This is a genomic window from Rhodopirellula sp. SH410, assembly GCF_055811895.1.
This window is the reverse complement of sequence record NZ_CM147949.1, coordinates 7,350,514-7,375,920: the sequence shown is the minus strand read 5'-3', so window position 1 is coordinate 7,375,920 and position 25,407 is coordinate 7,350,514. Positions and strand designations below refer to the sequence as shown.

Below are 25,407 nucleotides of genomic sequence, written 5' to 3'. Positions count from 1 at the left end.
AGCGTCAACGCGACAACGGCCCCTAGCGTTGCCCGATCATTCTGATCGCTTCGGGCAGCGCCAAGCATTCTTGTTCGAACACGCGGGCGGCTAGCGTGTCGGGAGTATCGTCTGCGAGCACGGGGCAGGCTCGTTGGTGCAGGATCGGGCCGTGGTCGTATTCGTTGTCGACGAAATGCACCGTGCACCCCGTGACTTTCACGCCCCGCTCGATGGCTGCGGCATGCACGCGATGTCCGTACATACCCTGGCCTCCGAAGGCAGGCAGCAACGATGGGTGAATGTTCAGCACTCGGTTTTCGAATGCGTCGGGGATCAGAACGTGCTTGAGAAATCCCGCCATCACGACATATTCAATCTTGCGTTCACCGAGCGGTGCGAACATCGCGGTGCTATAGCCGTTGGCATCGGGGTAATCACGCTGGCGAATGACGAGCGTTTCAATCCCGGCATCCCTTGCGATCTCGACGCCACGAACGTCGCCGCGGCTGCTGATCACCAAGCGAATGTCGATTGGCAAGTCATGCTGGTCCCGATGCTTGATCAGGTTGGCGAGTGTGCGACCACTGCCGCTGAGAAATACCGCGACAGGAAGTTTTTCAGAACCGTTGGAAGTGGACATCAATCTTTTACCCTGGCTACATACAGTTCGCCGTTTTCGATTTCGGCTGGATCGACGTCCGGCAAGGTCTCGGTCACCAATTGCTGAGCCAGTGTTTCGTGGCAGATCATCTCGCGATGATTTTCGATCGCCTGCAGCGTGTCGGGGTCCTGCGTCACGATGCCGACTTCAATGCGATCGGTATAGTCGCAGCCGATTTCTTTGCGTTGGCTTTGAATCGCACGAATCAAGTCTTTGGCGATGCCTTCGCGGCGAAGTTCTTCGGTAACCTCGGTGTTGAGCACGACAACACAGGACGTCCCCTGGGCGGCGGCCCAGCCCTGGCGTGCTTGGAGTCGGACTTCGATATCTTCGTTGTCGAGCTCCAGTGTACTGCCGTCGGGGAGTGATAGCGAAACCGTGCCCGTCGTTTGCAATTGGCTCAGCAGCTCGTTGCCATCGGCTTCCCCGAGGAGTTTCTTGACAACGGGGATCTGCCGACCGACCTTGGGGCCGAGTCGTTTGAAATTCGGGACCACGCTGTACTGCACGTAATCGCCGCCGTCGGTCGTGTAGGCAACCGATTTGACGTTGAGTTCTTCCCGCACGAGCGAATCGTGTGACTGCAGCCATGCGATTTGGCTGTCTTCGCTCAGCACCACCTCGACTGCTGCGAGCGGCAGGCGAACCTTGAGTTTCGCATCGGCGCGAGCCGCCCGGCCCAACGAGGCGATTTCACGCAGGACTTTCATTGATGTCGACAACTCCGCGTCGATCCGCGCGGTGTCGGCTTCGGGATAGTCGCACAAATGAACGCTGGCGAGGACCCGATTCCCGAACGGGCGGGTGAGTTCTTGCCACAGGCGATCCGCCAAGAACGGCACGAACGGAGCGATTAATTTGGTGAGCTGGACGAGCACCTCGTACAGCGTCCAGTACGCATCGTGCTTGTCGACCGACTGAGGATCCTTGGCCCAGTATCGATCGCGGCTACGGCGGACGTACCAATTGCTCAGCCCATCGAGCAGCGACGTGATCGCACCGCAGGCGTTGTAGTTGTCCAGTCGATCCATGCGATCGGTGATTGTGCCGATTGCCACGTTCAGTTCCGAGAGGATCCAGCGATCGATTTCACAACGCTGAGATACCGGTCGATAGGTCGGTGCCGAAGCCAGACTTTCCGGTGTCAGCTGATCGTCGGCACCCGTGGCTGTGGTGGGATCAAAACCATCGATTTCCGCATAGATCGTGAAGAAACTGAACGTGTTCCAAAGCCGCAGCAGGAACTCGGGGATCGAGTCGCGGATCGCACTATCGGAATAGATGATCGAATTCCACGGCGCTTGGTTGGCAAAGAAGTACCAACGCATTGCATCGGCCCCGTAGCGATCAAAGATCTCCGAGGGACTGCGGTAGTTCCGCAGTTGCTTGGACATCTTGCCGGTCTTCTTCGTGAAGGACAGGCCGGGATGTTCCGCCGTTTCTTCTTGTGTCAGCGCAACGATCTTGGTGCCACTTTCGTTCGTGGCTTCGAACCACTGCGAGAGCATCAGTCCGAGCACGATACAGTTGCGATAGGGGTGTGGGTAGGTCTGCTCGGTGCGGCGGCTGGCCAGCGTGTCGCCGGCACTCTTTGATGGCGAATCGCTAACGTCGATCGACGCGCCTTCGCCAAAGAGCATGGTGCTGATCGCCAATTGGCTGTAGAACCAACCGCGGGTTTGGTCGATCGCTTCGCTGATGAAATCGGCGGGGAACTGCTCGGCAAAGCGATCTGCGTTCTGGTGCGGCCAACCCCATTGGGCGAACGGCATCGCACCGCTGTCGTACCAGCAATCGATCACCTCGGTAACGCGTTTCATTCGCGCATCTTTTTCAAATGGCGACGCATAAGTCACCGCATCGATGTACGGCTTGTGGACGCGTAGGTCATCCGCCAATTCCGGATTGGCTTGCTTCGCCGCCGCCCAGACTTCCGTACCCTGCACGTCGGGTTTGGCGAGCAGTTCGTCGTAGCTGCAGACCGCTTCCATTTTACCGGTTGCCTGGCAAACCCAGATCGGTAGCGGCGTGCCCCAATAGCGTTCGCGGGAGAGCGCCCAGTCAACGTTGCTGTCGAGGAAATTACCGAACCGTCCGTCGCGAATATGCTCGGGCTGCCATCCGATTTTTGAATTGTTTTTCAGCATCAACTCACGGAACTGGGTTGTGCGGATGAACCAGCTCTCGCGCGGGTATTGGATCAACGGATCCTCGTCGGCGCGCCAGCAGAACGGATAGTCGTGCAGGTACTGCTCTTGGTGCAGCAGTTTGCCACGATCGCGAAGCTGGCGTGTGAGCGCTTTGTCGGTCGACTTGACCCATTCACCTTGCATCTCAGGGAATTCATCGGTGAACTTGCCGTCCGGCGCCACGGCGCAAAGCAGGTCGGGGCCTTCGCCTTCGGCAAACCGCCCACGTTGTTCGCTGAACACCTCGTAATCCACTTCACCGAATGCGGGTGCCAAGTGCACCAGTCCACTGCCGGAATCCGTGGTGACGAAGTCCGCTGCGACGACGCGCCAGTACAAATGTTCGCGGTCACCGGTTTTGAGCGTTCCCTGTGGATCGCTCAGCCGCTCGCGATAGTCGGTGAAGGGCGGTTCGTAGCGCTGGCCGACTAGCGATGCACCGGAGACGGTCTCGACGAGTTTCAGTTCACGTTTGATCTTGGTCGCGAGTGTTTCGACGAGGGCGGCCGCGAGCACGAATTGCTCCCCCGTTTCACGATCTTCGACGACCGCGTAGTCCAGATTCGCTTTCACCGCTGCATACATGTTGCTGGGCAGCGTCCACGGCGTCGTCGTCCACACGACGAGCGAACGTTTGGGCGCCGAGGCGGATGCGGCGACCAGCGGGAACAGGACGTACACACTTGGGTCGGCGACTTCGCGGTATCCCTGGCCGACTTCGCCCGCCGACAATGCGGTCCCGCCCTGCGCCCACCACCATACAATTTTGTGACCTTGATAAAGCAGGCCGCGATCGAACAGGTTTTTCAGGCTCCACCACACGCTCTCGACGTACGACTGGTGGTAGGTGACGTAGGCCTCGCCGAGATCGACCCAGAACCCCAGTCGGCGGGTGAGCGTTTCCCACTCCCGCATGTACCGCCACACACTTTGCTGGCATTTTTGGATGAACGGCTCGACACCGTAGGTCTCGATATCCTCTTTGGAGTGGATCCCGAGTTCTTTGCCGACTTCCACTTCGACGGGCAATCCATGGGTATCCCAGCCGGCTTTGCGCTCGCAGCGGTACCCTCGCATCGTTTTGTAGCGGGGGAAAACGTCCTTGATCGCGCGGGTCAAGCAGTGACCTGGATGCGGCATCCCGTTGGCCGTCGGAGGTCCTTCGAAGAACACGAACGTCGGCGCGTCAGCCCGCCGGGCTAGCGATTTTTCGTAAATCTGCTGTTCATCCCAAAACGCTAGCACCTCTTCTTCGAGGGCCGGAAACGAGGGGCTGGCCGCGGCGGCACGGAATGCCTTGGCGGGAGCCGAGGAAGAGACAGTCGACGCGGCAGCAGAAGCGGGTTTCGCGGACATCGAAAACCAAACCTAGGGAAACTCAGGACAAAAACAGAGCCAAACGGACTCCAAACCCACACTTTAGGTTCTCAACGACTTTTTCCCCAGCCCCGGTTCTTTCGAGCGGCGGAGCGGCGGCGGCATTTTGCTGCGAGGGCTCGCCGGCGGTCCCATTTTTCAGCGATCCTTCCCCGCCACGAGGGGCATCGATTCGATTGATGGTGATGGTTGATTCAGCGTGCCGGGGCCCGGAAGGGGCCGTCGTAGGGATGCCCGGGGCATTGTCCTGGGCGAGATGGGTTGCGCAATCGTCGGCAGGCCCCGCCGTCGAACGGGCTTCTCAGCTACCGCTGGCGGCTGTGATCGGGGGCGCGATCGGCGGGCGGACAAACCAGGCCGCGATGGCCAGCGGGGCCATCAGCAGCAGGAAGATCAGGATAGCGATGTCGTAGCTGGCGGTCGCATCCTTGACCGTCCCCATCACCAGGGGGCCGAGGCCACTGCCGGCAACGGTCGCGCACCACACCGTCCCGCGGATGCTGCCGAGATGCTCGCGTCCATAGTAGCGAACCCATACCACCCCGCTGACGGCCATCAGCATGCCTTGGCCGCCACCAAAACAGATCGCGAATCCATGCATCATGAGAGTGGTTCGTGCGAACCCGATCAGGACCAAGCCCAGGCAGAGCAGGACTGCGCCGAGTCCCAGCAGCCGATCCAGTCGCCAGTAATCCGTCGCCACGCTGCCCGCGAACTGCATCGCCAGCATGCTCAATCCAAACGATTTAAACAATGTCGCGGCGGTTGAGCTCGAAAATCCACGGTCTTCACAAAGTGTGAATAGATAAAACACGATCCCGGTGCCAATCATGGCCAACATGGCGTTCAATGCCGCCAAGATATAGAACGTCGCCGTCCGGGCTGACTGGGCCAGTGTCATCGAGGGATCATCGCTGATCGCAGTGGGCGCTAGGTGCGAATGGTGGCGTTCGTCGGAGGTCATGCCATCGAGTAATTGCCCGAGATCTTCCGGTTTATTGCGGAAAAACAGTGCAATCAATGGCAGCAATAGGAGTGAAACCAAAATCGCCAAGGCTTGATAGGTCGACCGCCAACCGTTTTCCTCGATCGCTTGACGCAGCATTTGGGGAACCCAGGCGAACGCTGCCGCGGTACCGATGCTGATAATCGCGGAGACGCGGCCAATCCGGGAGCGGAACCACATTGCTGTTGTGTTCTGGCTCAGCAGGGTCAGTGACCCTTGTCCTAAAAACCGGAGCAAGAAAAACGCTGCCAATAGAGTGGCGAATCCAGTCACGGTCGACGCGAAATAGCATGCCCCCGAAAGTGACGCGACGACGATCACCGATGTCAGACGCAGTCCAAATCGATCTGAGAATGGGCCCACGAAGGATAGCGGCACGGCGGCCAGGAACGTTCCGAGCATGTAGGCAAGTGCCAGCCGACTTTCCGATAGCTCGAGTGATTTTAGCAGTGCGGGCGTGAACGCACTCACTGCGAAGGTCTGGCCAGGGCTGGTGCCGACCTGCATCAGCATCGCTATCGGCAGCATCACGTAGCCGTAGAAAAACGGCAGGCGACGCGATAATCCATGGGAGACAAAGTTCATGATCGACACCATCGCCGATGCGCCCACGGGTAGGTAGATCCCAGCCACACCTCTGGTCGCTAGCGGAAAGTACGCAACCCTTATCGAGAGAGAGCGTAGAAAGAAAACATCTTTCGCCAAAAGGGTGATTTTTCCTAAAGTTCGAGAGCTTCGCATCCCCGGCGTCCTCTCTCGACGGTATCCGCTACGTGTTCCTTCTTTCCGTCTATCGCATCCGTTTTGCTGGCGTCGCCTTGATGGTGCTCGCGATCAGCATGGCGGCGATCCCGCTGCGGGCGGACGATTTGGCGACCGAATCAACCTATTTAGCGATGCGTGCTGACACGCCGGCCCCGATTCGGGTCGGCGCGGGTGACCGAATTGAAGGGGTGAGAGTCCAGCAGGCAATCGCTCCCCAGGCCGATGCTCCCCAGGCCGATGCTCCCCGGGCGCCGAGTGCCGAAGTTGAAGGCTCGCAGTCGAGTGCTCAGCCGCTGGATTTCCTCAATGGTGGCCCCGAGAACTGGACCAGCCCCGAGGGTCTGTCCGGCAGTCTGCAGGCGATGTTGCTGCTCACCGTGCTGTCGCTCGCCCCCGCCGTCCTGTTGATGACAACGTGCTATGTGCGAATCATCATCGTGCTCGGGTTGCTGAAGCAAGCGATCGGCCTGCAGTCTTTGCCGCCGAGTCAAGTGATGACGAGCGTTGCCCTGTTCATGACGCTGTTCGTGATGACACCGGTGTGGACGCGTGTCTATGACGATGCCATCGCACCGTACACCGATCCCGAGATCGACATGTCATTGGTCGAAGCCTATGACGCTGGTTCCATTCCCGTTCGCGAATTCATGTCCCGGCAAATCGATACGGCGGGTAATCACGATGATGTCCATCTGTTTTATAGCTATATGGACGCCGACGCCCCGTTGCCGAGCACTTTTTCAGACGTGCCAATGCGTGTGCTGCTGCCGGCGTTCATCCTGAGTGAGCTCAAAACGGCATTCTTGATGGGCTTTCAAATCTACTTGCCGTTTTTGATTGTCGATCTGGTCGTCGCCAGTGTCACGATCTCGATGGGCATGTTGATGTTGCCACCGGCCGTGATCTCGCTCCCGTTCAAATTGCTGTTGTTTGTCCTCGTCGATGGCTGGCGATTGGTTGTCGAAATGTTGATGAACAGCTTCGGAACTTTTTAGCCACCCGCCACTGAACCCTCCATTTTCCTGGATTCGTCCTACTAATGCTTGAACCTTCCTCCGCTGTTGATTTGATTCGCGAAGCGCTGCTAATGGCTGTCGTTTTGGCGGCGCCGCTGTTGTTAGTGGGGATGGCCGCGGGGCTGGCGATTGGGCTTGTTCAAGCACTCACGCAGATACAAGATCAGACCGTTTCCTTTGTGCCCAAGCTGCTCGCGATGGCGGCGGTATTGGTCGCTTGCATGCCTTGGCTGATGACGCGCATGATCGAGTTTACCCGCAGTGTCTTTGAAACGGCGGGCGGGCTCTGAACATGGCGGCGCTGGTCGATTGGTTAATCGAGCACATGGTCGTCGGCGTGCTCGTGTTTACTCGATTGAGCATGATGTTGGCGGCCATGCCTGCGATTGGCGTCGGCGTACCGCGGCGGGTCAAGGCGATGTTGGCGTTGATGATGACTGCGCTGTTGTTGCCCACCATCGCCGATCGTCCCAGCATGCAAGATCTGCCTGATTTCGAGCACCTGGTTGATCTCACGATTGCAATCGTGCGTGAAGGGGTGGTGGGGATGTTGATCGGGGCCACGGTGCAAATTGTGATTACGGGGATCCAGCTCGCCGGTGAAGCGATCACGAGCACGGGTGGGATGCAATTAGGCGAGGCGATGGATGAGGCGACCAAGAGCAGCATGCCGGCGCTCGCTCGGATGGTTGGCATGTTGGTCACGGCCGTGATGCTGCTCAGTGGCGGTCACCGCGTCATGCTGAGCCTGCTCGTTGAGAGTTTCGATTCCATGCCGCCGGGCAACGTGGTGTTCCACGAATCGATGATGCAGGCAATCACGGACTGCATGAGCGGGGCGCTCGCTTCGGGCGTGCGTGTTTCGGCGCCCGTCGTTGCCGCGTTGCTGCTGAGCAATTTGGTGACCGGACTGATCAGCCGTACGATGCCCCAGATCAACGTGCTCGCGGTGGGACTGAGTGTCAACGCGCTGGCGCTGCTGGTGGTGACATCGCTCACGATCGGCTCAGTCGCCTGGATCTTTCAAGACGACTTAGCTGCCAACGTCGCACGATTGTCCATGGTCTTCGCTGAGGGGCAGTAATTTATGTCTGATGGAGATAAAAAACACTTCGCGACGGATCGGAAACGCAAGCAGGCTCGCGAGCAGGGCCGGGTTGCCAAGAGCCAGGACTTGACGTCGGCGTCGCTGTTGCTGGCGGCGATCGGCGCGATGTACTACTTCGGTGCAAAAACGGCGTCGATCCTAGCGAGTGGAATTCAATCGGCCCTCTCGGATGCACATCTGCAGGCGTATTCATCCCAGGACGCGACGCACGAGTTGATGCGGTCATGCGGGCAGGCCACGCTCGCAATCGCACCGCTGTTGTTGCTCATGTTTGTCGGTGCGATTGCGGTCAATGTCAGTCAGGTCGGTCTGATCCTGTCACCCGAAAAGCTGATGCCCAAGCTCAGTAACATCAGTCCACTCTCCGGTGCACAGCGCATTCTCTCGGTTCGCGGCATCATGCGTTTGCTGTTCGGCGTTGTTAAAGTCGGCGTGATTGTCGCGGTGGCGTACTACGCGCTGCGGGCGCATCAGAACCGCGTGGTGGGAATGGCAGCGATGTCCGTACCGCAGATCGCTTCGGCCATGTTCCATACGCTATTGGGCGTGTGTTTGTGGATTGGATCGGCACTGTTCGTTCTGGCACTACTCGAATGGGCGTTCCAGAAATGGCAATTCGAGCAGGACTTGATGATGACCGACCAAGAACTACGCGACGAAATGAAAGAAACGCAGGGTGACCCGAGAGTGACCGATCGTCGCCGGGAGGTCTCGCGACAGTTCGCCATCGATCAAGTCACGCGAGAGGTGCGGACGGCCGATGCCGTTATCACGGATCCTAACGATCTCGCGATCGCGATTCGGTATGATCCTGACACGATGGCCACGCCGATTGTGGTGGCGAAGGGCGATGGAATGCTCGGGGGGAAAATTCGCCGCGTTGCAATCCAAAAGGGGATCTTCGTCGTCGAGCGAGGGCCACTCGCCCGGTTCCTCTACAAAAACATCGACATCGACCAGGCAATTCCCGCCGCCGAGTACCGCGCCGTGGCGGAGGTGCTGAGCGAGGCCGCTGGGATCAGAGGAGGGACGACGTCCCCTCGCGGCGTGTTGACTTCATGAGCCGAGTCGCGTGAGCGTTTGGGCGGCTCGGGATACCCGAGCCCTGACGGCATTCGGCTCACCATTGCCGGTCAGGCGTCGACTGAATCGGCAGCCTATTCAGGCCCACTGATTGTAGGGGCCCGGCCAGTACAGCGCGTTCTGGAGAACGCGTCTTAGAGAGCGGGGCTACCGGGTTCGCTGTGTCCCTTAGCGGGATTGCAAAGGGGTGACTTCGCGTTCGGTGTGGCCGGTGTAGATTTGGCGTGGGCGGTTGATGCGGAACCCGGGGCTGGCGTGCATTTCACGCCAGTGAGCGATCCAGCCTGGTAGACGCCCGATTGCGAATAGTACTGTGAACATCTGGACCGGGATGCCGAGGGCTCGGTAGATCACGCCGGAATAGAAGTCAACGTTGGGGTAGAGCTTGCGTTCGATGAAGTACTCGTCTTTGAGTGCGACATCTTGGAGTTGCTGGGCGACTTCGAACAAGGGGTCGTCAAGGTTCAGTTTGTCTAGCAATTTGTCGCAGCAGGCGCGGATGATGGTCGCTCGCGGGTCAAAGTTTTTGTAGACGCGGTGGCCGAAGCCCATCAGGCGGAACGGGTTGTCTTTGTCTTTGGCCATGTCAACGTATTTTTTAACGTTGCCACCATCGCGAGCGATCTGTTCAAGCATATTCACGCAGGCTTCGTTGGCACCGCCGTGCAGCGGGCCCCACAGGGCGCTGATGCCTGCGGAGATGGATGCGAACAGGTTCGCATTGCTGCTGCCCACCATCCGTACGGTCGAGGTGCTGCAGTTCTGTTCGTGGTCGGCATGCACGATCAGTAGGAGGTTGAGGGCCTCGGCAAAATCGGGGTCGAGTTTGTATTCTTCCGTCGGGGTGGCGAACATCATGTGCAAGAAGTTCTCGGTATAGCTGAGACTGTTCTTGGGGTACATGAACGGTTGGCCGACGGACTTCTTGTAGCTGTATGCAGCGATCGTGGGCAGTTTCGCGAGCAGTCGATAGATCGAGATTTCGATCTGTCGCTCATCATTGAGGTCGAGTGAGTCTTGGTAGAACGTTGAGAGGGCGCCAACGACGCTGGCGAGGATGGCCATCGGGTGTGCGTCGCGAGGGAAGCCGTTGTAGAACGATTTCATGTCTTGGTGGAGCATCGTGTGCTCGCGAATGCCAGCTCGAAACGTCTCGAGTTCTTTGGCGTTGGGGAGTTCACCGTAAATCAGCAAGAAAGCTGTTTCGATGAAATCGCAGCTGGCAGCGAGTTTTTCGATCGGGTAGCCGCGGTACCGCAGGACACCCTTTTCGCCGTCGAGGAATGTGATCGAACTACGCGTGCTGCCCGTGTTGACGAAACCTTCGTCGAGCGTGATCACACCCGTTTCGGCTCGCAGACGACTGATATCGAGCGCCCGTTCGCCTTCGGACCCTTCGATCAAGGGGAGTTCACAGCTTTGTTCGCCCATCTGGACTTGAACCGTGTCAATTTTTTCTATCTCAAAACCGTTTGAAGACTTCATAATGGCTGCGATTCGAGGGAGTCAGGGTGGGCGATCAGGGTGCCAGCACGGAGGGACGTCAACCGTCATCGGCCAGCGAGCCAGTAGTGTAGCCCCGCGTCAGGTGCGCGACAATCAGCGGCCCGTTTTTCGGCGCCGTTGTGTTCTCGATGGTCACATGCAGCCGATACAAGCCGCCTGATTCGATTTGGTCACTGACATGCTATGATCCGCGGCAACCCGCTGGCGGGCGGTCGATTGGATCGACGCTGGTGAACGTACTGGTGGGCCGAGTGCCGTAGGGGCACCGACGCCAGTCCGGTCGCTCACGCGTCTCGGCTCACTCCATTGGCGACCCGCTCACGCGGTTGCCTTCTATTTAAAGCAGAGGAAAAAACGGTTGCGCGCACACATCATGGTCGTCGAGGACGAGCAACATCTCGGCATCGGCATCAAATACAACCTCGAGGCCGAGGGGTATCGCGTATCGCTGGTCGAAGACGGGCCTGCGGCGCTCCAGTTGATTGATATGGGCCCGCAGAGCATCGATTTGGTCATTCTTGATCTGATGCTGCCGGGGATGAGTGGGTACACGGTTTGCCAAAAAATTCGCGATGCTGGATTGGGCCTGCCCGTGCTGATGCTGTCAGCCCGGACGCTGCCGGAAGATCGCACACGCGGTTTCGATGTGGGTGCGAATCAGTACATGAGCAAGCCATTCGAGCTCGACGAGTTGCTGAGCCGGGTCAAGAATTTATTGCAAACTTCCCGGCACTCTGTACCGGTCGCGACGAGTGGCCCGAGGACCAACGACGCTCAGCGGGCGGTCGCGGCAAAAAGCGTGGACTCGATCGAGTTCGGGAATGTCGAGGTCGATTTTCGCACTCATCAAGTCCGAGTCGCAGGGAAATCGGTTCGGATGACGCCGAAGGAGCTCCGGCTGCTGCGTTACTTCGTTGAGAATCCGGAGCGTGTGATCAGCCGCTCGGAACTATTAATCCACGTCTGGGAGGTGTCCGGGAACGTTCAGACTCGCGCCGTTGACCAGTTCATCGCGAGGTTGCGAAAGGTTATCGAGCCTGCGCCTGCCGAACCCGTGCATTTGCTCACGCTCCGCGACGCGGGATATCGTTTTGTCATTAATCCGGAAGAAGAAAAATAGGAAAAAAAGAAAAAGGGTGGCAGCGTTCAGGCAGTGCAGGGAGCCTCTTTTTTCGGAACTCTGGGCCCGAAACGATCGGCCTCGGTGGACCCTTTTCTTCGTTCCAGCCCCCTCCGTTTTTGGGAACCCTTCTTCTCCCTGCCCGCCGAAACCTCTATCTTGGACTCGCTGAGCTGATCTTGCGCAAAATATTCTACCTCGCACCCATCCGACACTCGTGGCTGAACTCACCCGCTCCCAATCGTTCTTCATTCGCCACGAATTCGGGATTCGGCGACTGCACTCGCTCTTAGGCATTGTGCCGCTGGGGCTGTACATGTGCGTCCACTTGGTCACCAACGCCAGTCTGCTTGGTGGAACGGCGCCATTCCAGCGAGCGGTGTACTTGATTCATTCGCTCGGCCCAGCGTTACCGATCGTGGAGTGGGGCGGGATTTTTCTGCCGTTGCTCTTTCACGCGATCATCGGTGTGTGGATTATCCGAAGCGGGAAATTCAACACGAGGCAGTACCCCTACACCGCCAACAAGCGATACACGTGGCAGCGGTGGACGGGCTTGATTGCGTTCGTCTTTTTGATGTTCCACATTTTGCACTTGCAAGGCTGGTTTCATTTCAGCCCCTGGTTGGCCGTGATGAGACCGCTGGGGTTTGCCCAGTTTTATCCCTACAACGCCGCTTCCTCACTTGCCACTGCGATGGACGAGTGGGTGTGGGGATTCTGGCCCGCGTTTTACCTGGTCGGCGTGATGGCAACCGTCTATCACTTAGCCAATGGCTTGTGGACGGCGGGGATCACGTGGGGACTGTGGATTTCGGAGCCCGCCATGCGGCGTGCTTCGAAGGTCTGCACGGTGTTCGGTGTGCTGTTGGCGATGGTCGCTTTGGCGGCATGGTGGGCAGCGGTGGCTCCCGGGCCAGCGGACATTGCCGCGGCGCGAGACAAAGAGCAGGAAATGTACGATGCAGCGGTCGCGACTGGGTTAGCCTACGACGATCCTCATAAACGTTCTGGTGATGACCTCGCGGTGCCGCTTGGCGAAGGCGATGTCAACGCAGTGATTATCGAAGAAACCATCATTGTCGAAACCGATTCGCAGTAACTCAGCTCCCTCTCTCCATTCACTCGTCCTACTGATTTCATTCGGACACGAAGGCTTTTTAACATGGCAGCGTCTAATCAACCCGCCCGCGTGGTCGTCATCGGTGGCGGTCTCGCCGGTCTCGCATCGACGATGAAACTTTGCGAGCTTGGCGCAACGGTCGATCTGATCAGCCTCACGCCGGTCAAGCGTTCGCACAGTGTGTGTGCACAAGGTGGGATCAATAGTTGCAATGACCAAACCCGCCAGCTCGGCGATGCCGAGTGGAATCACCTCGACGATACCGTCTATGGCGGCGACTTTCTGAACCATCAGCCGCCCGTCAAAGAGATGGCGATGTGGGCACCGAAGGTCATCGAGCTGATGGATCGCCTCGGGGTGCCGTTTAATCGCACCGAAGAGGGGTTCATTGACCGTCGCCGTTTTGGTGGCACGCTATTCAAACGAACGGCATTCGCTGGCGCCACCACCGGCCAGCAATTGCTCTACGCGCTCGACGAGCAGGTGCGTCGTCGTGAAGCGGAAGGTTCGGTTAACAAGTATGAATTTTGGGATTTCCTGGGGTTGATTCAGGACGAGACAGGGCGTTGCCGCGGTGCTGTCGCCCAAAACATGACGACGATGGAAATTCGGGCCTTCCCCGCCGACGCGGTCGTGGTCGCGACGGGCGGTTGCGGATTGATCTACGGGCGCAGCACGATGAGCGTGTTCTGCACCGGCAGTGCGGCGAGTCGCTGCTTCCAAGCGGGTGCGAAGTACGGTAATGCTGAATTCATTCAGGTGCACCCGACCGCGATTCCCGGTGCCGACAAACTGCGTTTGATGAGCGAATCTGCTCGGGGAGAAGGGGGCCGCGTGTGGGTGCCTCGCAAGGCGCAGGATCCTCGCGAACCGAAACAGATCCCGGAGCCCGAACGCTATTACTTCCTCGAAGAACGTTATCCCGAATACGGGAACCTCGTTCCGCGAGATATCGCCACGCGTGAGATCTTCGATATCTGCGTCAACGAAGGGCTCAGTGTTGAATCCGACCGCATGTGCGTGTACCTCGACTTGACGCACATTCCCCGCCATGAGCTCGACCGCAAATTAGGCGGGATTCTCGAGATTTACGAGAAGTTCCAAGGCGTCGATCCGCGGGACGAGCCGATGAAAATCTTCCCTGCCGTGCACTACAGCATGGGTGGGTTGTGGGCAGATTACGTCAAGAGTGCCGACGGAGGGCTCGAAGCCGGGGCACCGCGTAACCACATGACCAGCGTTGAGGGTTTGTACGCGATGGGCGAGTGCGACTACCACTACCACGGTGCCAATCGGCTCGGCGCGAACTCCCTGCTCTCATGTATCTTCACGGGCTTGTTTACCGGCACGTCAATCATCAACTACGCAGCGTCGCAAGCCTCCGGCGCCGCTGATGTGCCGGAGTCATTGCTCGCCAGCGCCGTTAAGACGCAGCAGGATCGGCACGACCACTTGCTGCACGGTAATAAGGGCAGCGATGAGAACCCGTACCTGATTCACCAAGAGCTTGGCGATCTGATGACCCGGGTTGCGACGGTGGTCCGTAAGAACGATCAGTTGGCTGACGCGCTCGTGAAGGTGAACGAGCTTCACGAGCGGGTGATGAAGGTGAACCTCGCCGACACGGGTGCCTGGACGAATCAGAATGTGGTTTTCGCGAAAGCCTTGCAGGACATGTTCCCCATCGCCAAGGCGTTGCTGATGGGCGCGTTGAATCGGGACGAGTGCCGCGGTGCTCACTTCAAGCCCGACTTCATCAAGCCGCCTCTGACGGCGGATGATCCGATCGAGCGACGTCGGCAAGCCGAGGCCTGGTGTGATGCGTTCCAAGCCAACAACGAGAAGTATCTCAAGAGCACGATCGCGACGTGGAACAGCGAAACCAACCAGCCCGAATTGACGTATGAAGATGTGGACACCTCTCTGATCCCACCGCGTCCACGGCTCTACGGGCTCGTCGGTGCCGAAGCAATTGAGGAGGTCTGGAACGAGCGAGCCGCCGCCTTGGCCGCTGAAGATAAATCGACTCGCTAAGCCGGTTCGCACTGATCCCAAATTTTTTTCTGCTCTCATCATTTCACCTTTTGCCGCCTAACGAGTCTTGTCAACGATGACCGCTTCGGAACCTTCGAGTAAGAATCGTCCCCAGTTCATCAACGTCCGCGTCCTTCGCCAGGATGAACCGGGTGCAAAGTCCTACTGGGAGTTGCACAAGATTAAATATGAGCGTGAGATGAACGTCATCAGCGTGTTGCAACGAATTGCCGCCCAGGCAAAGACGGTCGATGGCAATAAGGTCACGCCCGTCGCTTGGGATTGCGGTTGTCTCGAAGAGGTTTGCGGTGCCTGCACGATGGTCATCAACGGTCGCGTGCGGCAAAGTTGCAGTGCGCTGGTCGATCGCTTGTTGGTCGAGAACCCTGATGAAATCGTCCTCCAGCCGATGACTAAGTTTCCGGTCGTTCGCGACCTGATGGTCGATCGCGCAAGATTGTTCCGCGGGCTCAACCGAATCAAGGGCTGGGTGCCTGTCGATAGCTACTACAATCTGGGCCCGGGGGAACGGATTTCGCAGCAGGAACAAGAGCGTAACTATCCGTTGAGTCAGTGCATGAGCTGTGGTTGCTGCCTCGAAGCGTGCCCGCAGTACCAAAAAATCGAACCGACGCAAGCTGACGGCGAGAGTAACGAGGCATTTAAGCAACGCCAAAATGCGGCGTTTGACGAGGCGTTTATCGGCGCCGCTGGCATGTCGCAGGCGATGCTGTTCAATAATCACCCGACCGGCAAAACGCTCGCTGCCGATCGGCTCGAGGCCCTCTCGGGGCCAGGCGGTGTGGCGACCTGTGGCAACGCCCAGAACTGTGTCGCGGTATGCCCGAAGGAAATCCCCCTCACCACTTCCATCGCCCGCACCGGGCGAGCGACAACGCTGCACGCGATTAAGAAATGGTTTGAGCGGTAGGCTCACCGAGCGGCTTTAATCGCCTCGTCAAAGTTGAGTTCCAGCTCGAGTTGGGTGTCGCGGTCGTCGTAGCCCAGTTCGCGGTGCAATAGGCTGGGCTGGATGTCGGTGCTGTTTTGGTATTTGTCATGCTCGCACTGTTCGAACTGGCCGGATAGCTCGTGATACGAGATCTGGCAGACTTGCATCCCAGGGTAAATCCGCACGGGTTGAATGCAGTGCAGTTCGAGCGTCCAGGTTCCACAGTAGCCCACCTGCCCCAGTGAACCGCCTGGATTGAGGATCAACCCGAGTCGTCCCAACGACGAGCGGGAGTGTAGCATCGGGACCAGGTTCTGCGTTTTCGTTTGTTCGATCGTGCGACCGAGATAGAGCATGCCGGGATGCAGGATCAATCCATCCGCTGGGATTTCGATTCTTCGAAACCGATTTGGGCTGGCAGCATCAAGGACCACCTCCTCATACACGAGGAGTTCGTGATAGAGCGACAGATTGTAGCTGTTGGCGCTCAGCCGATCAGGATCGAATGGTTCGATCGACAGTTCCTTGCCCATCCGAGCAACGATTTCTTGGCTGGATAAGATCATGCGTGGGGTTTATTGGTAGCGAGTGGTGGGCTGCGGCCGGCGACTACCCTGTAATTTACCTCGTTTGCACGTGCTCGTATGGGGCACCAGGAGCAGAATTCGTTATATTCGAGTATTGCGAAGGCGATGGCCCGTGTTTGATCGCGGAATTTTGTGTAAAAAGCCCTGGCCGACGGGGTGTGGCTGCCAAGGGGACGCGTTGTGAATCCATTTTCTGATGCGACGGAACTGCCGGACGATTTTGACGGCGACGTGCGTCTTTTTCCGCTGCCCGGTTTGGTGATGTTCCCACACGCCATGCAGCCGCTGCACATTTTCGAGCCGCGTTATGTCGAGTTGCTACGGGAATCGTTGGCGACCGACCACCTGATCACGATGGCGACCTTGGTCGACCCGCACACGGGACCGGCGGAGTCGGCGCAGGCCGTCTCGCCGGTCGTCTGCGTCGGTAAGATTATTTCGCACTCGGAGCTTGATGGTGATCGGCATAATATCTTGCTGGTCGGCGTACGGCGGGCCAAGATTCGTCGCGAGTTGGAAACGACGCAATCGTTTCGGACGGCGCAGGTGGATGTGATTGACGATTTTTATGTGCCTGCAGCAACGGCTCGGCGAAGTGAATTGAAACGACGGCTGTTGACGGCGTTTGGGAAAATCGTGCCATCGAGTGCGGGTTCGCATCAGACGCTGCACGAATTGATGGCGGGGCAATTGGGTGTGGGGCCGATTACGGACATCATCGCCTACATGATGCCTTTTCTACCCGCCGACAAGCTCAAGTTGCTCGAGATGAGCGACGTCGATGGTCGCGCCGAACATCTGATCGAACTGCTGGATCGCGGCGACATCGACCTGCAATCGGTCAGTATGAGTGAGCAGGAGATCGATTTTCAAGAAGAGTCTTCTCGTCGCCCGGAGCGCGAAAGCTTTCCACCGCCGTTTAGCGAGAACTGAGGTGTCGCCGTGCCAAGGCGTTTTCACTTCCGGCAAAAATGGCGTCCGACGGCCCCATGCCTGAGCCAAGCCCAAAGGCGGGGGACTGCCATTGCCCCGGCCGGTCAGGCCCCGACCCACCAGCCTCAGGCTAGGATGTCCTCGACCACTTCACCGTGGACGTCGGTCAACCGAAATCGGCGGCCTTGATATTTGTAGGTCAACCGTTCGTGGTCGATTCCCATTTGGTGCAGGATGGTGGCATTGAAGTCGTGGACATGGACTGGGTTCTCAGTGATGTTGTACCCGAACTCGTCCGTCGCACCGTAGCTGATCCCTGGCTTGATACCGCCGCCGGCCATCCAAGTCGTGAAGCACCGGGGGTGGTGGTCGCGGCCGTAGTTGTCGTTGGTTAAGACGCCTTGCGTGTAGGAGGTGCGACCGAATTCGCCGCCCCAAATCACCAGCGTATCATCGAGTAGTCCAAGACGTTTGAGGTCTTTGACGAGCGCCGCGGATGCCTGGTCGGTTTCTTGGGCTTGTCCTCGGATTTGCGTTGGCAGGTTGGAGTGTTGGTCCCAACCTTGGTGGTACAACTGAATGAAACGTACATCACGCTGCGCCAATCGCCGGGCCAGCAAACAGTTGGCGGCATAGGTGCCGGGTTTCTTGGCGTCCTCGCCATAGAGTTCGAACGTTGACTCGGGCTCGTCGGAGAAATCGGCGGCGTCGGGAACGCTGCTTTGCATCCGGAATGCCATCTCGTATTGAGCAATCCGCGATTGAATTTCAGGGTCCAGTTCTTGAGCGAACTGGTGTTCGTTCAACGCGTTGATCGCATCCAGTTGGGCGCGGCGGCGTGATGCCGGGATTCCCTCTGGATTGGACAAGTACAACACGGGATCGCTGCCGCCACGAAACTGGACGCCTTGATATTTCGAGTCCAAGAAGCCGTTGCCCCATAGTCGCCCGTAGAGCGGCTGCCCACCCTGCCCCGCAGAAACCAGCACAATGAACGCGGGCAAGTCCTTGTTCTCGCTGCCCAATCCATACGACATCCATGACCCCAGTGACGGGCGCCCGGCAATTTGAGACCCGGTCTGAAACATCGTGATGGCTGGGTCGTGATTAATCGCGTCGGTGTGCATCGATTTGATGAAGCACACGTCGTCGACAATGTCACGGTGATAGGGCAGCAGGTCACTGAGCCAGGCACCGGATTGGCCGTGCTGAGAAAATTGGAAGTGCGATCCCGCGATCGGCAGGGATGATTGATTGACTGACATGCCCGTCAGTCGCTGCTCGCCGCGAACTTCCGCGGGAAGCTCTTTCCCATTCATCTCTTGCAGCAATGGTTTGTGGTCAAACAGATCTTGCTGGGCCGGACCACCGGATTGAAACAGATAAATGACTCGCTTGGCCTTCGGCGGAAAATGAGTCCCGGTTGGCAATGCCGACGGGCCTGCCGCTGCGAGATCGCTGTTCAGCAGGCTACTGAGCGCCGCAGCACCGAGACCGGTGCCGCCATTTCGCATGAAAACTCTTCGGTTCAGTGCGCAGGGATTCGAACTTGGTTGGTGGTTCATCGTGAGCTTCCCTCAGGAATAAGTGTTAAGTGTCTGGCGTAGTGGATCTTGCGAAAGATCCTGTGTTGGACGGGACCTATCACAAGATCCGCTACACAGCTCCGATGCTTATCGTTTCCAAATGGTCGCATCTAGGTTCAGGATGGCCTGGCAAACGTTGGTCAACGCCGCCAATTCGCCAGGGTCGGCGTCAGACTGCAGTTCTGCTTCGCCGAGGGACAACAGTTTCGCGGCCTCTTCGGGATGCCCGGAATAGTATTCTCGCTCGTCGTTCATCAGTTGCTGCAGAGTTGCATTTTCCCATGGATCGGGTCGACGACCGACCAATCGAAGGAATGCCATTTCGATCGGCGAGTTGGGCTCACTGTCGATGGTCTGTTCAGCGAGGACTCGGCACGTTTCGATGAACTGGACATCATTGAGCAGTACCAGAGCTTGCAGGGGAGTGTTGGTTCGTGAACGCTTGACAGTGCAGACTTCGCGGGTGGTCGAGTCAAACGCCATCATGTTCGGCAGCGGCGCCGTTCGCTTCCACACGGAGTACAGAGAGCGACGATACAGTGCCTTGCCGACGGATTGTTTGTACGGCGGCGACATGCCATTGGATTCCTTCCAGAGGTCTTCGCCCGGTTGATAGGGCGACACTGGGGGGCCGCCAATCGCATCGTCGATCAACCCAGAGGCGGCCAATGCGACGTCACGTATTTGCTCGGCTGCCAGTCGGTGAGATGGTCCCCGGGCCAGCCATTGGTTCGTCGGATCGGCTTCCAGCTTCTCAGGGCCGGCGGATGAATCCTGACGATAGGTTGCCGAAAGCACGATCTGCTTGCACAAACGTTTGACATCCCATCCGCTGGAGATGAAATCGCGAGCGAGCCAATCGAGTAACTCGGGATGGGTGGGCAAGTCTCCCTGGGATCCAAAGTTCTCGGGTGTGCGGACCAAGGGTGACGCGAAAAAGTTTCCCCACAAACGGTTCACCGCGACCCGTGCGGTCAATGGATGCGTGGGGTCGGTCACCCATTGGGCTAATCCGAGTCGATTGTTGGGAGCATCATCGGGGAACGCCAGTGGCAAACTGGATAGCGTTTCTCGCTTCACCAGCGTCTCGTCATTCTTGGGGGCACCGTACTCGCCGCGTGCCAACAGGTATGCCGGACGGGGGGTTTCGGTTTCTCTCATGATCGGAATCTCGTTCATGACTTCTTCGGCCATGACAAAGGCTCGACGCGCCTGCGTCAAGGATTGCAGTGCAGTGCGGGCTGGTTGATCAATGGCGGATGCAAAGTATGCGAAACTCGGTTTGCTCGATGCCGGTTCGAGGGAGACACCTGCCAGGGCCTGCAGTTCGACTTCGGTCAGTGCACGATCGTAAACGCGAACATCATCAACCAACCCACCGTCAAAACCACGGGATCGGAACCGCTGCCCGATGACAAACTCACCACCGTGATCCACCACCACGTTGCAGCTCTTCTTCAGCTCGTCACGTAAGACGATCGTTTTCAATGGGCTGCCGTTTAGATACAACTTCAATCCGGCTGCTGTCGATGAACCATCGTAGGTTGCGGTGACTTGATGCCACACATCCTGCGGAATCGGCTCCGCCGTGCGAACGCCGATTGCGTTGCCCGGCCAAACCCGGGCCAGGCGTGATTCAAGGTGCCCGGATTCGATTGTTAAGTCCCATCCGTTGTATCCACAATCCGTCCCACGCGTGTGATGCGCGATCAGGCTGCGTAGCGGAGATCGTTTGGTCTCTCGCAGGGATACGATCACTGACATCGGCAACCAGCGATCCAGGGGAGGTATCCCGTGCGTCGTCACGCCACGCTCGCCATCGAGTTGGATCGCGCGTCGGGGAGGCATTGCCTTTGACGCATCGATGTCGGCGGCATCCTCGGAATCGAGTCGTGGCAGCGAGCTGTTTTCGACGGCCACCAATTCAGGCATACGGGTCCAGGAACGGTCTGACTCTGAGGGATGATAAATATTTTTGAGCGTATTCGCATAGTCGCGATCGAATGCCAAGGCGAGTCGAAGGTCAGGAATCGCTAGCGATTTGGAAGGCTCCGGCGTCCAGGATGCCCATCGTTGACGAGCTTCGTGGAGCGTTTCCTGGTATGCGGCTTCTGCCTCGGCCAATCTGCGACTGGCGAGCTCCAAGTCAGACTGCTGTTCCGGGGTGGGCAATAGTACCGACGGGCAAGGTACTTTCTCAGTACGGTCATACACGCCGCTTTCATCAATGGAATTGAAGAACGCAGAGAGAGAATAGTAGTCCTTCGCTGAAATGGGATCGTACTTGTGGTCGTGGCACCGGCAGCACTCCATCGTCAACCCCAGTACGGCGGTGCCGAACGTGTGAACGCGGTCAGCGACGTTCTCCACACGCCACTCCTCGTACACGGCGCCACCTTCATTATTCAGCCGGTGAATACGATTGAACGCAGTCGCAACGATCTGCTCGCGAGTGGGATTGTCCAATAGGTCGCCTGCGATTTGCCAGGTCAAGAAATCGTCGTAAGGCAGATTCTCATTGAACGCTGCGACCACCCAATCGCGATAGGGCCACTGAGTATTGAGTTTGTCCGATTGGTACCCGTAGGAATCTGCATACCGGGCGGCGTCGAGCCAGGCGACGGCCATGTGCTCGCCGAAGGCGGGCGAATCCAGCAGCGACTGCACGGTTTGCTCATACGCCGCTTCGTCGGACTGTTCCCGTTTCACTTCAAGGTCGTGGATCTGGGCAGGTGTGGGGGGGAGTCCAGTCAAGTCCAACGTGACCCGCCGTAGCCAGCGCAGCGATTGAGCCTCTTTGCTCGGCATGAGCCCCTCTTCCTCCAGTTTCGCCAACACAAAGTGGTCGACCGTTTCGCGACACCAGTCCGGTTCGCTGACCGGGGGCACGGCGACACTGTCGGGCAACAACTCGAACGCCCAGTGACCTTCGTAGGCTGCCCCTTGCTCAATCCACGTTTGAATTGTTCGTTTCTCCGCTTCGCTGAGTGCTATTTTGGATGCTGGCGGTGGCATCAACATCTCCTCGTCAGGGCTGTTGATCCGGTCGATCAACTCGCCCGATTCGATCACATCGATCGCTTCGTCTCGAGCATCCAATCGCAGTCCCGCTTCCCGGGTGCCGCTGTCCGGACCGTGGCAGAAGTAGCACTTGTCCGACAGGATCGGTCGTATGTCTCGATTGAAGTCAATGTCTTTGGCGACGGTGGAAGATGCAGCGAGGACAGTCGAACATCCCGAAAATAACAGTAACCATGCGATGCGTGACATTTTGTGCCGGATCTTTTGAGGCGAGCGACGGGGGGACTCTTTCCAAGTAACGCGGCATCTAGCCACACTCAGATTGTCGCCCATCCGCTCCGCCCAGTCTTGCACGCTAGAACCAAATTCGTGTAAAATCAAGCCATGGAAACTACCAGCATGCGTGAGGCTTTCTTCGATCGACTGGGCTCAACCGATCAAGTGCTGGCGTTATTTGACCACCTGCCCGCGTATTCATTTTTCGTGAAAGACCGCCGGGGCCGGTTCATGGCGCTCAATCGCCGCGGCTGTGAGTATTGCGGTGTCGCGACGGAAGCGGACGCGATTGGGAAAACCGACTCGGAGTTTTTCCCCAAGCCACGCGCCGATGAGTACCGCGCCGACGATGTCGCGGTGATGGATTCGGGGGAAGCGATCATTAATCGCGTGGAGAGTGCTCCCGAGGATGCTGGTTCACCTCGGTTGGTGATGACCAGCAAGATTCCTTTGCGAGATCGTCGCGGTCGAGTGATCGGCGTCGCGGGCTTCTCACGTCAGATCGAACGCATTCAGACTCCCTCAGGAACCGTCGATGCTTTCGCCAGCGTGATGGAGTATTTGCACACGCGATTTGCCGACAATCTCTCCACCGAACAACTTGCCGATATGGCGGGGCTTTCGGTCAGTCACTTCGAGCGTCGGTTCCGCCATGCCTTCGGTGCATCGCCGCGACAGTATTTAGTTCGCGTACGCATTGAGCATGCCGCGAGGATGTTGCACGAAACCGATCAGACCGTGTCTGAGATTGCACAGAATTGCGGTTTCTATGATCACGCTCACTTCAGTCGCACGTTTCGGCGGATCATGAATTTATCGCCCACGAAATATCGATCGCGGTGACACAGAGATCGACCGCTCGGTAGACAGTCCTGCGCAGTCCTCCGCTACCTTGGTGCCGACGCCTGATCGTTCAGTCCCCAGTCATAGTCGAGATACGAAACCGAAACCGCGTTTGCGGTCGCCGCATCGTAGGCTTCGCGTGACGGCAAGTCGTGTGCGATCGTGCGAAGCTGGGTGGCTTGGTCGGTGCCAAAATCCTCGCCAAACCAATCGAGAATCGCTGAGAGTTGAAACGTCCGTCGCGCAGCGTCGTAACGGAAGTTGCCTGGATTGGCAAAGAAGTTCTTCGCATTCAGTGTCAATTGGCGATCAAGCTTATCGGCGGTGTAGGCCTCGGCCAGCAGACGAGGGCAGCTGCGTGAAGCACAGACAATCGCGAAGTGAATTCGTGGTTCGCCCAGCTTGCGTAGTACCTCATGCTCCATCTGATCGAGCGAGTAGGGCGTGCCGCCCACGGTGAGCAACAGATCTTTCCAGATGTTGTATCCAAATAGTTTCGCCGTATGGTTGCGGATACTGGTCGTTGGATACTCGCGAAGAATGCCGCGAAGGGTCACCGCGTTGTAAGCATTGATCCAAAATGCCAGCGTTGCAGATTTGTCCGCGGGCCGGCGTGGATTCGCTGCAGAGAGTGTGGCTAAGTACGAATCCAGCGCCTGCACATCGGCGGCCGATTGGCTCCATTGGCTGTAGGCAACATTTCCATTGGCGTCGACGTAGCGATTGAGCAACGCGTCCCAGCCTGCATGGTCGATCTGGTCCATCGAAATGAGTTCGTTGGTGGGGACGTTTGCGCCCACCTTGATCTTCTGTCCGGCATCGCACTGGGTCGTGGGCAAAAACAATGCACTCGCGATGATCGCAATTGAAAGGCTTGGATATTTCATTGGGAGAGACTCCGTTCACTGGGGGGGAAATGGTTTGAATCGAAAGAGCCCTCATCGAGCGGGTCGGGGGCTCCTGGATTCTTCGTGTGATGTTCAATGGCGATTGGAATGGATGACCCGCCCGATTACGCAGGGTACCTGCCGGTACCGCAGCCCGTCGGTCCTTCCCACAAGCGAGGCGCCCCCTCGATATTTGATTTCTCAATGGCAGCAGGAAAATCTGTAAGGATCCGGCGCTGGGCCCGTCTCCTTGGTGCTCGCTGGCGATCCGTATCGTCCCAGCATGAATCTCGCCAACGCCAGTGGTCTAAAGATGGAAAATGAAACAGGAAATCCTCCGGGTAGCTCGAGCAATTCGACGAGCCCTCGGGCCCGTCATTGGCATGCCTTCCGTCGTTGGGCGTTACTGGGCACTGCGATTTTTGTGCTGATCGCGCTCGCCGCATTCTTGCCGTTTGAAAACTTGATCGTCCGATTTTTCGGGCCGCCACGCGTCGAACTGAAAGAGGCATATGCGACGAATCATTCTGGGCCGAGTTTCGATCACTCTGCGTTGAACACGTTGTTGCAGCAACACGTGGACGCTGGTGGCTGGGTGGATTACGCCGGGCTGCAAGTGAATGAGGCAGAATTAGACGGCTATCTAAACGCCGTCGCGGCCGCACCCTTGGACGAGATGGGGCGGGATGAGAAACTCGCGTTGCTCATCAACGCCTACAATGCCAGCACATTGAAGCTGATCCTCGATCACCAGCCGATCCGTTCGATCCAGGACATACCCGAAGACGAAAGATGGGACGCGGTTCGCTGGAACATCGGTGGAAATGTATGGAGTCTGAACCAGATCGAACATGAGCAGATTCGGCCGAAGTTCGTCGAGCCACGAATCCATTTTGCACTTGTTTGCGCAGCTTTGAGTTGCCCACCGCTACGAAATGAAGCGTTCACTGCGAATCAGCTGGAACAGCAACTCCAGGCGCAGTCGGAGTACATTCATGACCATGATACCTGGTTCCAATTCGAACCCGACGCTAGGACGGTTTCTCTCACCCAACTCTATAGTTGGTACGGCGACGACTTCACGCAAGTCGCTGGCAGCCCGCTGGAATTCGCCGCTCGCTACTCATTGCCGCTTCAGCGAGCATACGCAGACGGCGTGATGCCGCAGATCGAATGGTTGCCCTATGATTGGGATCTCAACGATGTGCAGAACCAGCGGCCTCGATAGCAGACGATTGGCCGTGCAATGAAAAGGTGCGAAGAGTCTGTAAGGACCCAGGCAGGACGGCGTCAACTTCTGAGACGCTGTATAAATCCATCAACCGTACTCCAGGCAGGCTGCCTGCACTACG

The 25,407-nt window shown here is 57.9% G+C and carries 19 protein-coding genes; 11 read left to right on the top strand and 8 right to left on the bottom strand.

The genetic code is table 11. The features are described 5' to 3' along the window. Positions 1 to 22 precede the first annotated feature (22 nt). From purN to SH410x_RS27025, 3 genes are all read right to left on the bottom strand, one after another. The gene (gene purN / locus SH410x_RS27035; protein ID WP_473672519.1) at positions 23 to 622 is read right to left on the bottom strand and encodes a phosphoribosylglycinamide formyltransferase; all 600 of its coding nucleotides are present in this window, start codon (positions 620 to 622) and stop codon (positions 23 to 25) included. Next, positions 622 to 4,188: an isoleucine--tRNA ligase gene (gene ileS, locus SH410x_RS27030; protein ID WP_473672517.1), complete on the bottom strand. Its 3,567-nt coding sequence runs from the start codon at positions 4,186 to 4,188 to the stop codon at positions 622 to 624. Before ileS ends, purN begins: the two co-directional genes overlap by 1 nt. A gap of 322 nt (positions 4,189 to 4,510) precedes the next feature. Then, a complete protein-coding gene (locus SH410x_RS27025; protein WP_473672515.1) occupies positions 4,511 to 5,800 on the bottom strand; it encodes an MFS transporter in 1,290 nt (429 codons plus the stop codon). A gap of 188 nt (positions 5,801 to 5,988) precedes the next feature. On the opposite strand from SH410x_RS27025, the gene fliP reads away from it, so the two are divergent. Genes fliP through SH410x_RS27005 form a run of 4 tightly spaced genes read left to right on the top strand, consistent with a single transcriptional unit; the run spans position 5,989 to position 9,166 of the window. Further along, on the top strand, positions 5,989 to 6,975 hold the full coding sequence (fliP, locus tag SH410x_RS27020) for a flagellar type III secretion system pore protein FliP (protein ID WP_473672513.1): 987 nt from the start codon (positions 5,989 to 5,991) through the stop codon (positions 6,973 to 6,975). Positions 6,976 to 7,019: 44 nt separating this feature from the next. Then, positions 7,020 to 7,286 (top strand): flagellar biosynthetic protein FliQ, encoded by a 267-nt coding sequence (locus tag SH410x_RS27015; RefSeq protein ID WP_473672511.1) that lies wholly within the window; start codon positions 7,020 to 7,022, stop codon positions 7,284 to 7,286. A 2-nt stretch (positions 7,287 to 7,288) separates the two neighbouring features. Beyond that, a complete protein-coding gene (locus tag SH410x_RS27010) occupies positions 7,289 to 8,080 on the top strand; it encodes a flagellar biosynthetic protein FliR (protein ID WP_473672509.1) in 792 nt (263 codons plus the stop codon). 3 nt (positions 8,081 to 8,083) lie between these two features. Next, positions 8,084 to 9,166, top strand: coding sequence for an EscU/YscU/HrcU family type III secretion system export apparatus switch protein (locus SH410x_RS27005; RefSeq protein ID WP_473672507.1), 1,083 nt, complete (start codon positions 8,084 to 8,086; stop codon positions 9,164 to 9,166). A gap of 189 nt (positions 9,167 to 9,355) precedes the next feature. Here the strand turns inward: SH410x_RS27005 and SH410x_RS27000 are convergent, their stop codons facing one another. Beyond that, the gene (locus SH410x_RS27000) at positions 9,356 to 10,672 is read right to left on the bottom strand and encodes a citrate synthase (RefSeq protein ID WP_473672505.1); all 1,317 of its coding nucleotides are present in this window, start codon (positions 10,670 to 10,672) and stop codon (positions 9,356 to 9,358) included. Between the two features lie 379 nt (positions 10,673 to 11,051). On the opposite strand from SH410x_RS27000, the gene SH410x_RS26995 reads away from it, so the two are divergent. The 4 genes from SH410x_RS26995 to sdhB all read left to right on the top strand — a co-directional run bounded on the left by SH410x_RS26995 (position 11,052) and on the right by sdhB (position 15,901). Further along, complete coding sequence (locus tag SH410x_RS26995; protein ID WP_473672504.1) at positions 11,052 to 11,813, top strand: response regulator transcription factor; 762 nt, start codon at positions 11,052 to 11,054, stop codon at positions 11,811 to 11,813. A gap of 217 nt (positions 11,814 to 12,030) precedes the next feature. Next, positions 12,031 to 12,915, top strand: a complete 885-nt coding sequence (locus SH410x_RS26990; protein ID WP_473672502.1) for a succinate dehydrogenase cytochrome b558 subunit — start codon at positions 12,031 to 12,033, stop codon at positions 12,913 to 12,915. A gap of 63 nt (positions 12,916 to 12,978) precedes the next feature. Beyond that, positions 12,979 to 14,970 carry a succinate dehydrogenase flavoprotein subunit gene (gene sdhA, locus SH410x_RS26985; RefSeq protein ID WP_473672500.1) on the top strand — a complete coding sequence of 664 codons (1,992 nt, stop codon included), beginning with the start codon at positions 12,979 to 12,981 and terminating at the stop codon, positions 14,968 to 14,970. A gap of 76 nt (positions 14,971 to 15,046) precedes the next feature. Next, positions 15,047 to 15,901: a succinate dehydrogenase iron-sulfur subunit gene (gene sdhB / locus SH410x_RS26980; protein ID WP_473672498.1), complete on the top strand. Its 855-nt coding sequence runs from the start codon at positions 15,047 to 15,049 to the stop codon at positions 15,899 to 15,901. A gap of 2 nt (positions 15,902 to 15,903) precedes the next feature. Here the strand turns inward: sdhB and SH410x_RS26975 are convergent, their stop codons facing one another. Then, complete coding sequence (locus SH410x_RS26975; RefSeq protein ID WP_473672496.1) at positions 15,904 to 16,488, bottom strand: dCTP deaminase; 585 nt, start codon at positions 16,486 to 16,488, stop codon at positions 15,904 to 15,906. Between the two features lie 201 nt (positions 16,489 to 16,689). Between SH410x_RS26975 and SH410x_RS26970 the strand changes: the two genes are divergently transcribed. Further along, positions 16,690 to 17,442 carry an LON peptidase substrate-binding domain-containing protein gene (locus SH410x_RS26970; RefSeq protein WP_473672494.1) on the top strand — a complete coding sequence of 251 codons (753 nt, stop codon included), beginning with the start codon at positions 16,690 to 16,692 and terminating at the stop codon, positions 17,440 to 17,442. 125 nt (positions 17,443 to 17,567) lie between these two features. Here the strand turns inward: SH410x_RS26970 and SH410x_RS26965 are convergent, their stop codons facing one another. Both SH410x_RS26965 and SH410x_RS26960 read right to left on the bottom strand, forming a co-directional pair. Next, positions 17,568 to 18,956 (bottom strand): DUF1501 domain-containing protein, encoded by a 1,389-nt coding sequence (locus SH410x_RS26965; protein WP_473672493.1) that lies wholly within the window; start codon positions 18,954 to 18,956, stop codon positions 17,568 to 17,570. A 159-nt stretch (positions 18,957 to 19,115) separates the two neighbouring features. Then, positions 19,116 to 22,298, bottom strand: coding sequence for a DUF1553 domain-containing protein (locus SH410x_RS26960; protein ID WP_473672491.1), 3,183 nt, complete (start codon positions 22,296 to 22,298; stop codon positions 19,116 to 19,118). Positions 22,299 to 22,433: 135 nt separating this feature from the next. On the opposite strand from SH410x_RS26960, the gene SH410x_RS26955 reads away from it, so the two are divergent. After that, on the top strand, positions 22,434 to 23,168 hold the full coding sequence (locus tag SH410x_RS26955) for a PAS domain-containing protein (RefSeq protein WP_473672489.1): 735 nt from the start codon (positions 22,434 to 22,436) through the stop codon (positions 23,166 to 23,168). A gap of 44 nt (positions 23,169 to 23,212) precedes the next feature. Here SH410x_RS26955 and SH410x_RS26950 read toward each other — a convergent pair whose 3' ends face one another. Further along, positions 23,213 to 24,055: a DUF547 domain-containing protein gene (locus SH410x_RS26950; protein ID WP_473672487.1), complete on the bottom strand. Its 843-nt coding sequence runs from the start codon at positions 24,053 to 24,055 to the stop codon at positions 23,213 to 23,215. Between the two features lie 283 nt (positions 24,056 to 24,338). Between SH410x_RS26950 and SH410x_RS26945 the strand changes: the two genes are divergently transcribed. Next, positions 24,339 to 25,283: a DUF547 domain-containing protein gene (locus tag SH410x_RS26945; protein WP_473672485.1), complete on the top strand. Its 945-nt coding sequence runs from the start codon at positions 24,339 to 24,341 to the stop codon at positions 25,281 to 25,283. Positions 25,284 to 25,407 lie beyond the last annotated feature (124 nt).